Raw genomic sequence first — 12,647 nt, forward strand, 5'->3', positions numbered from 1 at the left:
ATGACAACACTGGTATGTTAAAAATATAGTTTTTGTGAGGTATTTATGGTTAACAATAAAGAAAAACATCAAATAGCGTTTTGCGTTTCAGCCGTTACATTCTTAGCTGGGTTATCATTAATCGCAACTGCAATTGCAGTGGGTACCGTACCTGCTATAGCTGCTTGTCTAGTGATAGGAGGAATTTTGACTGTCTTGTCTGGTGTGCAAGCAGTAGAAAGCTATTTATTTTTACGAAACAGCGAGAAAACTTTGAATAAACTGATAAGTAATATACGCGATGAACCAGAAAGCAAACTTTTTATAGAAAGGATTTTGCAACCGTTCATTGAACTTTTTAGTGAGCTTAAGCAACATAATTAAAGTACACTAAGCTTTAAGCATAGAAACCACTTTATCGTAACTTGGCAATGATTCAATTTCTCCAATTGCAGCTAGAGTGGTTTTTTCATGCTGAGATAACAATTCTTCTGCTGCTTTTTTTACGTTAGCAGTGGTAACTGCACTAATTTTTTCTATTAATTCATTTTTACTGATGTACCTATTATAGTTACCGTAGTAGTGTCCCAATGTTTCAGCACGTGAGCTAACACTTTCGCGTGACATTAAAATTTGGGATTTTACTCGCTCTTTCACTCTATTTACTTCTTCTTCCTTCAGATCATCTGTAGACAACTTCTTCAACTCTGTCGTTATAGATTTTAAAAGCTTATCTAAGTTACTACTGTCTGTACCAGCAAAAATGGAAAACATTCCTGTATTAGTACAGCTGGAATTAAATGAATAAACAGAGTAAGCTAATCCCTGCTTTTCCCTTACTTCCTGGAATAAACGTGATGACATTCCGCTCCCTAATATAGAATCAAGCACTTGAAACGTGTGATATTTATCGTCATGGCGAGAAACACTAGGTAGACCAATTAGCAAGTGTACCTGATCTAATTTACGATGTTCTAAATACTCACCACCAGTACAGCTCGCATTTTGGCTTTTTTTCAGCTTTTTAGAATGAATCTTTGAGAGAAAATCTTTGGTTAATGCAACAACTTCTTCATGTTCAACATTTCCTGCAACGGCAAATAGCATATTCTCACCAAAGTAATGCTCATTTATGTAATTATCTAGATCTCCTCGAGTAAAAGATTTTACAGTATTTTGCGTGCCTAAGATTGACCTACCAAATGGTTGGTCTTTATAAGCTGCCTCAAAATATTTGTCGAAAATAATGTCACTTGGTGAATCATTAGTTTGAAAAATCTCTTGTATTACAACACCCTTCTCACGTTCCAATTCATCTTCTGGAAACGTGGAATTCATCAATATATCTATTAATATATCAATACCAGTTTTTATGTCTTTCTTGAGGACTTTTGCATAATAGGTGGTGCTTTCCCTACTGGTGCTAGCGTTGAAAACTCCACCTATGTCATCAAAAGCTTTTGCAATTTCAAAGGCAGTTCTTGTCTTCGTCCCTTTGAAAGCCATGTGTTCTAAAAAATGGGATATTCCATTTTGCTTTGCACTTTCTGCTCTACTGCCAACACCAACTCGTATGCTTAAAGCTACGGAATCAATACCACGCACCTGCTCAGTTATTATGCGCAGACCATTATCTAATTTTGTTACCCGGGGTATATTCATCTCATATATTCTTCTAAGTTCTCTTCTGCAAAATCCCAATTAATCAAATGATCAAGGAAAACTTTTATGTAGTCAATTCTACGGTTTTGACAATCTAAATAATAGGCGTGCTCCCACACATCCATAGTGAGTAGTGGCACTTGGCCATAAATTATTGGCAAATCTGCATTTGGAGTCTTGGTGATTTTGAGCTTTCCTAACCTACCTTTTTCGAGCACTAACCATACCCATCCACTGCCAAACTGGCTTACTCCATGACTCGAAAATTCTTCATAAAATTTATCAAAGCCACCGATATCGTCTTGAATTTTTTTTGCTAGAAGACTACCATCTTTAGGCTTACCACCACCATTTTTTTTCATTGAATTCCAATAAAAAGTATGGTTCCAAACTTGTGCTGCATTATTAAATATAGGCAAGTTGCCGCTATTACCATGCACTTTTGTTATTAATTCCTCAATTTTTACATGTTGATAATCCGTATTTTCAACTAGCTCGTTGAGTTTATTTAAATATCCTTTATGGTGCTTATCATAATGAAAATCTAAGGTTTTTGCAGATATATAAGGCTCCAAAGCTGTTTTATCGTATGGTAATTCAGGTAAAGTAAAACTCATAAAAACCTCTTTATTTCTAACCTACTTGGATGGTAGGGCAATATATGCTTTTGTGCAACATATAATTAATAGCTAAAACATTTAGGTATCTATTGCATTATTCTAAATTATACTACAATAACGATTATTATATAAGCCATAGAAATGGATTAAATGCAAAAGTTACTTGACACCCTTCGCCAACCCCCTTATCATGATATGTATAACAATGTTACAAAAAATAATATCATAGAATTCAATAGGATAATTCCTAGAAAACCCCTACATACTAAAAAAAGCAAAATGCTGTTAAAATGAGCTTAAGAATAAATAGCAAACATCTAACATAACAATTCTATTTGTAAATCAGGTGAGACTTATCCTATAGAAAGCTTTCGAACTACGCAAGCGTATCTTTTGCCTTTAGTATTTCTTTAAACCTGCTGCAAAAGAGTAGGAATGGTTATAAAATAGGGAGGTATAGCAAGAGAATAGAGAGGGAAGATGAGCTTAAACTACCATAATCTAAAAGAACATCCGAGAAATTTTCGAGATGTAACAGGTTTGAAAATAGAAGAATTCGAAAAGGTTGTAGAAAAAGTGCGCCCAGAGTGGGAAAAAGTTCAAGAACAGAAGAAATGCCATGGAAGAACGTCAAGATTGCCTGTATTGGAAGATAAAATACTCTGTATAATTCTATAGACCTGCTGCAAAAGAGGAGATATTTAAAGAGAGATGTAGCAAGAGGGAATGAGCTTAAATTATCAAATCAACGTTATTCTACTTTACCTCACTAGCATTTTCCTTACCTTGAGCCTTACTATTACTCACAAATACAAACGTTCGTTACATAGCTCTTAATATGTCTACAGAGACGAAATTTCCCGAATTATTTATAATGGACCCTTACGATCACATTCTGGGGACGTACATCAGAAAACTTTTATATTATTAGTTTTGTAGTAAAATTATATGAGTACATCGTATCTATTAAATCAGAAGCTTTATGGATTACAGATTGAGAGCTTATTTGTTTGGGGTTATCTGGTTTATACTTAGCTTACTTAGTAGTGTAGCTAATGATATAGCTCTTTTTACAATAATCCGAACAGACCGTAATATGCTACTGGCCTGCTATAGCCATAAACACATATCTTATCGCATTCGGACTATTATAAGAAAGGCTATATATTTGCTCCTTTTGCAATTAAGCTCTCTACTATTTTTAAAGAAAAACCATTATATGCTGCATTATGTAAAGGAGTCCAATTCTGATCATCCACGGTGTTAATGTTTGCTCCATTTTTAATTAAAAAATCACTCACCTCGAAATGACTTTGCTGAATTGCTAGATGCAAAGGTGTAAAACCTTCGTTTTTTTTAGCATTAACATTGGCTTTTTTCTCTATTAGTAGCTTCACTACTTCTAAGTGACCATTCTGAGATCCTATATGTAAAGCTGTGGAATTATCGTGGTCCTTAGCATTAACATCAATTCCCCTTACGAGAAGAAGAGACTTAACTACTCCAAAGTGATTACGTTCTGCTGCTAAATGTAGAGGTGTAAGATTCTCATAATCCTTAGCATTAACATTAGATTTTGCTTTTAGTAAAATGTCTACTAACTCTAAAAAGCCATTTTGAGACGCTAAATGTAGAGGTGTAATCTTATCATCTGTTTTTGCATTAACGTTTGCTCCCGCTTCAAGCAGAACTTTAACTATATCTAACCTACCAGTTTGTGTTCCCAGATGTAAGGGTGTAATGTTTGCATCAACTTTATGATTACCTATGCCTGAAGATCCAGCGTTAATATTAGACCCTTGTGAAATAAGAGCTTTAACTACTTCGAGGTTACCATTTTGTACTGCAGAATGCAAAGGTCTTGCTCGATCATTATTTACAGCATTAACATCTAATCCCTTTTCAATAAAAACATTTACTATATCTAGATGACCATTCTCTGCTGCTAGGTGTAAAGGTGTATTAAGTTTATCTGTTTTAGTACTAAGATCTGCTCCATTTGCAATCAAGGTGTTGACTATATCTAAATATCCTTGCTGGGATGCAAAACTTAAAGGTGTAAAGCCTAGAATGGTCTTATGGTTTACATCTGCTCCATGAGCAATAAGAAAGTTAACCATCTCTAAGCGATTTTTTGCAATTGAAAAATACAGTGGCGTAAAGCCATCGTACTTAATCTCTGAATTAATATCTAAACCTTCTCCTAATAAAGTGTTGACTAAATCCAACTGACCATTTCCTGCTGCTAAATGTAGTGGTGTAAGACTAAGATGTTTCTGAATTTCATAATTTTCATTTAAAAACTCTACAAAAAATTGCAGCTGATCCAGATTATTAGATATTCTATTAGTAAACATAAAGGCCTCGCATGAAGAATTTATGTAAAATATAGTATCTACAAGTTTTTAAGCAAGATAAATCTTCTTCTTAAAAAAGATACTGTAATCCAATCTGTATGCTTATAACTTTTTCATTTGATCATGAGTAGATCAGTTGTCTCAGCTGCAATAGAGACACCTGCCTTAAGTAGCTACGTCAATTTTCTCTGTTTTTGCCCCTTTTTTTCTGATGAAGATGTCTTCATTCTTCTCAGTAGCCAATATTCTTTTTAAAGAATAATCGTTACGTGCACCAAGGAACTTAGAAAGAACAATAGGAAATCCACTTAAAAAGCATTAATAATTATACATAATTCTAATGATCTTCATGAAAGGGCTTAGAATAGAATTTAATAGACAATCTGATTTTAATTGATATTAAACTGATCAGACTGAGAGTTGAAAATATGGCAATAATTCTTTTAGACACAAAAACTATAAATCGTATAGCAGCGGGAGAGGTAATAGAAAGGCCAGCGAGTGTAGTAAAGGAATTAGTAGAAAATGCAATAGATGCTGGAAGTTCAGAGATAGAGATCAAAATAGAAAGTGGTGGACGTAACCTTATAACTGTGACAGATGATGGAAATGGAATAGAAAAGGACGACTTAGAACTAGCATTTATGAGGCATGCCACTTCAAAATTAAGCGATAGTGAGTTAATAGAAATCAAGCACCTTGGGTTTAGGGGAGAAGCTTTACCTTCAATTGCAGCAGTAAGCAGAATGAAATTATCGTCTAAGGCAAGTGGAGCAAAGGAATCATGGTCTATAAGGTATGAGGGAGGAGAAAAAATAAGAGAGATTACCCCTTGTTCTTTGTTGCAAGGTACATATATTGAAGTTCGTGACTTATTTTTTGCTACACCAAATAGACTAAAGTTTCTAAAAACCGAAAGGGCAGAAACACAAAGTATTGTTGATATTGTGAATAACTTAGCGATGATTAATTATAGTATTGGGTTTACTCTCACTTCTGGTAATAAAAAGCTCTTAAAATATGTTAAGCAAACTTCGCTGTTCAACAGATTATGTGAAATAGAAGAAGAATTTCAAAGCAATTCACTGGAAGTTAAAGAGGAAGAAGAAGGCATCAAACTTAAGGGACACATCTGTAAACCTAATGTCAATCGTGGCAACTCAACTCAGATTTATACGTTTGTTAATGGAAGGCCAATAAAAGACAATCTACTTGTTGGTGCAATTAGATATGCGTATCACGATTTTATTCCAAACAATAGGTATCCTTTTGCAGTGTTGCATTTAGAAGTACCATATGACCAAGTAGATGTAAATGTGCATCCAAATAAATCGGAAGTAAGATTTCAGAATAAAAGGCTAATATATGAAATAGTGAGAAGAGGGATAATAAAAACACTATCAACGAGATTTGCAGCGGGTGATCAAGGTATTGAAGAGGAGCTAATTTTTAATGATAGTAAAAGCCAAGAGCAGGTTGATAGTCAAGAGAAAAAAGATCAAAAAGAGTTTTATGAAAAGAGACCAAGTCTTTTAGAAAATCGTCTAATGAAAGAATTCAATGCACCAGATGAAAGAAGGCAAAGCTTACCAGAAACGTTTAAATATGGAGAATCTCCACCCCAAAAGGGAACGATGGTTTTAGAAAGGAAGCAAATTGATTTAATAGAGGATTATCCTCTGGGATATGCACGCTGTCAGGTCTACAATACTTACATTATTGCTGAGGCTAAAGGCAAATTAATTATAGTAGATCAGCACGCAGCTTATGAGAGATTGATATACGAGTGCTTAAAGCAAAAATCAAGCATAAAAAGACAAAAACTTCTTCTTCCTGAAATAGTTGAGATTAAAAACCAAGCAGGGATGGAGATGGTTGAAACTTATAAAGATAAGCTTTTTGAAATGGGTTTTGGTATTGAAATAGAATCAGAAGATAAAGTAAGGGTGAAAGAAATACCTGCAATTTTAGGAACAATAAATGTGAAAGAGATGGTGATGAATATAGTTGATAGATTAATGGAGATAGGAGATACGCTACCTATAGAAGAAAAAGTGTTAGCTACCATTGCGTGCCATGGAGCTGGAAGGGAAATGAAGTTGGAGGAGATGAATGAGTTGATGAGACAAATGGAGGAAACACCGTATGCTGGGCAATGCAATCACGGAAGACCAACGTATATAGAAATGAAACTAAGTGATATAGAAAAATTGTTTGAAAGGAGATGAGTTCAGTTTGTCAAAAAGGTTCCCAATTAAGTATACGTAACGGCTCTTCTGATTATGAGTATAAAATGTGAAAAAAGAGAATAAATGCTCTAATTTTTTAGATTACAAAGTAATAGGACAGGAAGTAAGAAATCGTAGGTTAGCAAAGGGATATACTCAAAAAGATTTAGCAAAAAAAATCGATACAACATATCAGGTAATACTGCAATATGAAAAAGGAACACGCAGAATTTCAATTAAGAAGTTATATGAATTAGCAGAAGCATTATCAACAACTGCTAGAGATCTAGCTTGCGTACAAGAAGTATCAAATGAGGGAAGGTATGAGGGAGAAGAGGTATTAAATCTAGTAAGAAGACATAGAGAGATTAAGGATCAAGAATTACGTGAAACGTTTTATTTATTAACTAAATTCATCCGTATTAGTGAGGAAGAAAGTGGAAAGGCGGTAAAAATAGAAGTAGCAAAGGGTTTGGTTAAGGAAGGAGTTTCTGCTCATGTTATCTCTCAAACGACCAGTTTATCTATTGATGAATATGATAATGATGAGAAAAAAATTTCCATTCCGTATAAAGTAGGTCAAAGAATAAAAGAATGGAGGTTGAGAAGAGGATACACTCAAGAAGATTTAGCAAGTAAAGTGGGTATAATAAATCAAAGAATATATGAATATGAACAAGGACGAGCTGGTGTTTCACTTGAAATGTTAGATGAAATAGCAAAGGTACTATTAATTAGTATTACAGACCTACTTCCAGAAACAACAGAAAATGAGAATAGTGAAGTGGAACTATCAAGGTTAATAGAAGAATACAAAAAGATTAAAAGCCAAGAACTACGTAATGTACTAATAAAATCTCTGTTTGAAAGCATACAAGTTTGCAAAGAGAAAGTGAAGAGAGTAGAAAAGATGAAAATTACAAAGAATTTAGTTAAGGAAGGAATTTCTATCAATATTATTTTAAAAACAGTAGACATCTCTTTGGACGAAATTCAACAAGTTTAAAATAAAGAAATCGCCATATATTAATATCTTTACCTATTCATAAAAAAATAAGCAAAAAAGATTTAAAAATTGATTTGACTTCACTCAAAAGCTATGGCCTTATGCCAATGCTGACAAAAAAACAGCAGTAAATATATAAAAACATTTTGTTATTAGTGAAGGGTAATTTTTATGAATAATAAGAAAGATCGTAGAGAAGAAATAGAATTCAGAGCATTAGAAAGCAACGGTAAAGCTCTACTTGATCGTGAAGTAATAGAAACGTTTCTAAACCCCAGTTATGGATTAACCAACACAGTAAGGCTTAGAAATAGAAGGCTTTTTTGACTGCATGGAATATGAAATTAATGTAGAAAAAATATGTACCAGAAAATTTATTGGCGATCTGTGCCGTGTATGTTCAAGCTCAAATTTATTTTTTAAACAACAAAAGACTGTCTCAATAATCGACCTTTTTCTCAATAAAGCCTTCTCTTTTAGTGAGATTAGTGCGTTTTTCATGCCTTTTTTCACTTTAGTGACAAGCTTTAAACCTCTATCGAAGAGTTCCTCAAAGAGCTCCTTCTTGATATAGCCTTTATCTCCGAACAAAAGTCCTGTCAGTCTTTTAGTTATAGTTGGCACAGGTATCAACGTTACCTTTGGTTAGAGTAAGTGATTGAATTTCTCCAATTTCGTTAATCACCAAGTGCAATTTAAAGCCAAAAAACCAACCATACGTGCTCTTACCAATTTCTGCTAAACCATCAAAAACTTTGTTCCTAGAGATCCTTTTCTTGTGGCAAATGGCAATCGTAGAAGTGTCAATGTAGGAAGTACCTGTCATTTTCGCTTGTTCGCAGAACCATTGAAGAAGTAATGCTAAATACCGTAAAACTCTCGGCTTTAAGGCAATAAATCTGTGATATGAAGGCATCTTTGAAAATTCTGATCTATAGAGTAACTTAAGGTAACAAAGATAAAAAGCCTTGAAGTTTTTACATGGCGATTGGTGGTATAACAGGATTATGGTTAGCATTTCTGAGTGCGCTATTTCTGGTACTCTGGTTGGTTTTTTGCCATTTGATAAGAACTTATTTGCAAAATTTTCATCTACTACACGACAAAAATCCTCGACGCAGCAGTAAAGTTCTGTAATATCTTTCTTCATGGGTAACCTCTTAAATTATTGTTAAAATACTTGAGTTTACCCTATTTCCCTCTTTATTAATTCTACTTTTATCTGTTTTCTAATCCATAACTGGGGTTTAAGAGAAAACTAAGACCAATCAAATTTCTTATCTTGCGGTTTTATTTGCAATATTGCTACCACACTGATCAACAAGCAGAAGACTATATAAAGCCCAGCAGCAAGGTTTGTTTGAGGAAATGTTACAGTCAACCAAATACAAACCATAGGAGTAAATCCTCCATGTAACGCATAAGAGATATTGCGTGATAAGCTCACACCACTAAATCTAACATTGGTAGGAAAGAGTTCAGATGCAACTATTCCTATGGGAACTATACCCCTTTCTATTATAGAGAGAACCATTACGCTCAACGCAATCACAAGATAATTTTTATAGTAATATGCAATAGATAACGCAGGACAACACAGTGCCATTGTAATTGCTATAAATAAGATTGCAGTGCGCTCTTTTCCAACTTTATCAGCCAACATTCCAAACGCTATTGAAGATATCGGCATTAATACACTGGTTATAATCAATACAATTTCGTTGATATATGTTGTTACATAAACATCCACTGATGCTATTTCCTTTGCGAGAGTTCGAAGAAATATGGTAAATCCAACAGCAACATTAACAGGTACAGATATTAAAATAGCAAGTATAAGAGCTCTCTTGTGGCGTTTTATAAGCTCTATTATTGGCAAATCAGGTAAATTTCTTTGTTTTCGATTTTTTTCATATGCTGGAGTTTCTCCCAATGTGTATATGCTATACGCGCTAATTAATCCTAAAATAGCTGAGAAAATAAATGGCAATCTCCAACCCCAGGTACAAAAATCAGTAGTTTTTTTGCAGATAATCACTATCACCGCAGAAAGCAAGACGCCAATGGAGCGACCAAAACCCATCATTCCAAAATACATCCCTAAGTTCTCTTTCCTACTGGATAAATGCTCTATAAGATAAACAGAACTTCCTTGTTCACCACCAAGTGCAATTCCTTGTGTTATATGGATTGCAAGAAGCAATATAGTAGAAATTATACCTACTTGATTGTGACTTGGAATAAATGCAATGAGACTTGATGGTATCGATATTAGCAAGATAGTAATTATTAATGCTATCCTCCTTCCATACCTGTCACCAACGTGACCAAATATGAATGCACCAAGTGGCCTTACAATTGCACCTAGCCCTACAATTCCAAATAATTGCAGTATGTTACTGTAGACATCTTTTGCAAAACAAAACTCTCTGCTGATTATGTTAATCAAATCAATAAAAAGCATGTAGTCATACCATATTGCGATTCTGCAGAGTATGGTTGATATCAACACCCTTGTTTGCACTAAATTCAATTCGTAAATGTTTGCTTATTCTATTCTGGCTGCTTTTTGGGATTTTACAACCTAAACATATGGAGTTGACTTTTTTATTATGGTGTGTGATAATTGCAATGAATATAGCTTATTTAGCAGCACTTATAGCAGCAGCTATAATAAAAATAGCAGCAGTAATACTTTGTGCTATAATGTGTATAAGCATTTTCTTTATATTATTTAAGGGAAAAAGAACACTTAGATTCAAAAGGATTTCTATCTCTTCTGAAAACAGTAGGTGTAATTTCTATAATACTATCAATTATATCTCTCCCACTTATTATATTAAGCCTTACTACTCCGTCACCTCTGGTAGTAGGTATAGTAGGTGGTATCGTTGGTGCTATTTCCATAATACCATTAATAGTAGCTTACATTTTGCTTGTGGCTATATCGAATATCTTTATTACCAAGTCTTTATAAATTTGAGCTAATGTTACTGTCTTCATTTCTTCTTGGTTGTAATATTGCTGAAAGTTATCTATTTCCATAGGTATAACATATAATCTGATTTTATAAGATATTCTACCGGGATTAAAATATCGTAAATCTTAGGCGTTATAAACAAAATTTACAGGAAAAATAAGATGATACTACTCAAAAAGGCAAACAAGACGGTATCTTTCTGGCATAAGTTAGCATTCAGCTTTACCTTTCCTTGCAAGACATTTTAGAGCTATTATGTCTTACTTCTTGAAGATACAAGTTAGCGTTTTTAACCCGAATTCTGGATTGGAGATTAAAAAAACAAGAATATCAATAGCTTATTGTTTTAGCATTTACGATAAAGCAGTAAGCATTTTAAGATTAGTTACTAATTTAGTAAAATTCAAGACTTTCAATAATTTACCTAAAATCTAATCCAGAATTCGGGTTAATAATAAAATCTTGTTTTTTGAAAATGAATTTGGTAAACTTTAAAGATGTATGTGAAAATATGGGGATATATTGTTTTTAGTATTTAATAAGTTAAAGTACGTACTTGATAATTTTTCTGAACGCTCTAATCAAGCTAAAATAGGTAAGCTAGATAAAATTATTCTTAGTTTGAAGTTGGTATAGGGTATTAAGATGAAAAAAATTGAAATTTCAGAATTACTAAAAAGAATTGCAATCTGTTTACTATGCGTGGCAACTATTGTCTCTATCGCTTTTTTGTTTGCCTATATGCATACAATGTTGCTCAGTAAAGGGTATGAGTTAGCTGCACATTATGTTAGTGAAGCTATGCCTTGTGTGTTACTTGTCGTTTTCTTTTTTATTGCTTGGTTTATATATGATCAAATATTCAGCAAACTAAAGGAAGTAGAGCTGCCTATATCAATAGAATTAGCTAATTCAGATGATAAAAGAACAACATTTGCTGATGCTATAATTGATGACCCCTTAAAACAAAGGTTGCAGATGATTTGCCGTGACCAAATGACAGAAGAAATGCACAAGCTGTTTGGAAATAAAAGTATTAATTCACTAAGAGGTTACATATTACATGGCCCTCCTGGAAATGGTAAAACACTTATCGCTCGTGCAATTGCAGGTGAATCAAATATGAATTTCATAAGCATCTCAGGCCCTGATCTTATTGGAGTATATGTTGGTCATGGTGCACATGCTGTACGCGAGCTTTTTAAAGTAGCAAAAAAACATGCTCCTTGTATAGTCTTTATAGATGAAATAGATGTAGTTGCTCAAAAAAGAAGTACCGCTAATACCTCAGCTGACCATTGTCGAGAGAGTTTAACACAGTTATTAACTGAAATAGATGGATTTAAGAGCAGAAAAGATATAATAGTAATTGGTGCAACTAACCGTATCGATGATATAGATCCAGCACTTATTAGACCTGGACGTTTAGGTCAGAAGGTTCTTATCCCTAATCCAAGCATGAAAGCGAGACAAAAGATATTGGAACTTTATATGCGAGGTACAAAAGCCGATAAAGAGTTAAACCTTAGAAACATTGCAGAAAAGACTGAAGACTATTCTGGGGCTAAGTTAGAGCAATTAGTAAATGAGGCAAAAATGTGTGCTGTTGAGGAAAGACGGTCTAAGATTAGTGAGAAAGATTTCGATCACGCGCTTCGCGGGTTAAGTTCAGAACAAGAAAGAGAGAGAATAAGGTTGGTTTCAAACAGGGAGACACAGACAGAAGAAACTTCTTTTATACGGTAAACATAAAAATTGAAATTATAGAAGTGTAGCTGAGCCAACCTTCGTTATTCTTATTATTACCCACAAATA

At 33.8% G+C, this 12,647-nt stretch carries 10 protein-coding genes and 2 pseudogenes; 6 read left to right on the top strand and 6 right to left on the bottom strand.

Going from position 1 to position 12,647, the window contains the following annotated elements:
* The first annotated feature begins 45 nt into the window (after nucleotides 1–45).
* Nucleotides 46–363: a hypothetical protein gene (locus AAGD79_RS04790; RefSeq protein WP_010082444.1), complete on the top strand. Its 318-nt coding sequence runs from the start codon at nucleotides 46–48 to the stop codon at nucleotides 361–363.
* Between the two features lie 6 nt (nucleotides 364–369).
* Here the strand turns inward: AAGD79_RS04790 and AAGD79_RS04795 are convergent, their stop codons facing one another.
* Both AAGD79_RS04795 and AAGD79_RS04800 read right to left on the bottom strand, forming a co-directional pair.
* Nucleotides 370–1,641: a pitrilysin family protein gene (locus AAGD79_RS04795; RefSeq protein WP_341811206.1), complete on the bottom strand. Its 1,272-nt coding sequence runs from the start codon at nucleotides 1,639–1,641 to the stop codon at nucleotides 370–372.
* Complete coding sequence (locus AAGD79_RS04800; RefSeq protein ID WP_010082437.1) at nucleotides 1,638–2,258, bottom strand: superoxide dismutase; 621 nt, start codon at nucleotides 2,256–2,258, stop codon at nucleotides 1,638–1,640. The genes AAGD79_RS04795 and AAGD79_RS04800 overlap by 4 nt, the downstream gene beginning before the upstream one ends.
* Before the next feature lie 483 nt (nucleotides 2,259–2,741).
* Here AAGD79_RS04800 and AAGD79_RS04805 point away from each other — a divergent pair, with 483 nt between their 5' ends.
* Nucleotides 2,742–2,939: a hypothetical protein gene (locus AAGD79_RS04805; RefSeq protein ID WP_155968442.1), complete on the top strand. Its 198-nt coding sequence runs from the start codon at nucleotides 2,742–2,744 to the stop codon at nucleotides 2,937–2,939.
* Nucleotides 2,940–3,421: 482 nt separating this feature from the next.
* Here AAGD79_RS04805 and AAGD79_RS04810 read toward each other — a convergent pair whose 3' ends face one another.
* Nucleotides 3,422–4,618: an ankyrin repeat domain-containing protein gene (locus AAGD79_RS04810; protein ID WP_341811207.1), complete on the bottom strand. Its 1,197-nt coding sequence runs from the start codon at nucleotides 4,616–4,618 to the stop codon at nucleotides 3,422–3,424.
* A 428-nt stretch (nucleotides 4,619–5,046) separates the two neighbouring features.
* Between AAGD79_RS04810 and mutL the strand changes: the two genes are divergently transcribed.
* The 3 genes and pseudogenes from mutL to AAGD79_RS04825 form a co-directional block, all read left to right on the top strand.
* On the top strand, nucleotides 5,047–6,846 hold the full coding sequence (gene mutL / locus AAGD79_RS04815) for a DNA mismatch repair endonuclease MutL (protein ID WP_341811208.1): 1,800 nt from the start codon (nucleotides 5,047–5,049) through the stop codon (nucleotides 6,844–6,846).
* Nucleotides 6,847–6,913: 67 nt separating this feature from the next.
* Nucleotides 6,914–7,852: a helix-turn-helix transcriptional regulator gene (locus tag AAGD79_RS04820; RefSeq protein ID WP_341811209.1), complete on the top strand. Its 939-nt coding sequence runs from the start codon at nucleotides 6,914–6,916 to the stop codon at nucleotides 7,850–7,852.
* 171 nt (nucleotides 7,853–8,023) lie between these two features.
* Nucleotides 8,024–8,125, top strand: a pseudogene (locus AAGD79_RS04825) (DNA repair protein RadC); the annotation flags it as partial.
* A gap of 12 nt (nucleotides 8,126–8,137) precedes the next feature.
* Here the strand turns inward: AAGD79_RS04825 and AAGD79_RS04830 are convergent.
* From AAGD79_RS04830 to AAGD79_RS04840, 3 genes and pseudogenes are all read right to left on the bottom strand, one after another.
* Nucleotides 8,138–9,002, bottom strand: a pseudogene (locus tag AAGD79_RS04830) (IS982 family transposase).
* 108 nt (nucleotides 9,003–9,110) lie between these two features.
* Entirely contained in the window at nucleotides 9,111–10,316 is a 1,206-nt protein-coding gene (locus tag AAGD79_RS04835) for an MFS transporter (protein WP_244663081.1), read from the bottom strand.
* Between the two features lie 266 nt (nucleotides 10,317–10,582).
* Nucleotides 10,583–10,759: a hypothetical protein gene (locus AAGD79_RS04840; protein ID WP_174930852.1), complete on the bottom strand. Its 177-nt coding sequence runs from the start codon at nucleotides 10,757–10,759 to the stop codon at nucleotides 10,583–10,585.
* A gap of 718 nt (nucleotides 10,760–11,477) precedes the next feature.
* Here AAGD79_RS04840 and AAGD79_RS04845 point away from each other — a divergent pair.
* The gene (locus AAGD79_RS04845; protein WP_341811210.1) at nucleotides 11,478–12,578 is read left to right on the top strand and encodes an ATP-binding protein; all 1,101 of its coding nucleotides are present in this window, start codon (nucleotides 11,478–11,480) and stop codon (nucleotides 12,576–12,578) included.
* Nucleotides 12,579–12,647: the final 69 nt, after the last annotated feature.

Origin of the sequence: Wolbachia endosymbiont (group A) of Oxytorus armatus (assembly GCF_964027005.1) — a bacterium.
In the GTDB taxonomy this organism is placed as follows: Bacteria; Pseudomonadota; Alphaproteobacteria; order Rickettsiales; family Anaplasmataceae; genus Wolbachia; species Wolbachia pipientis.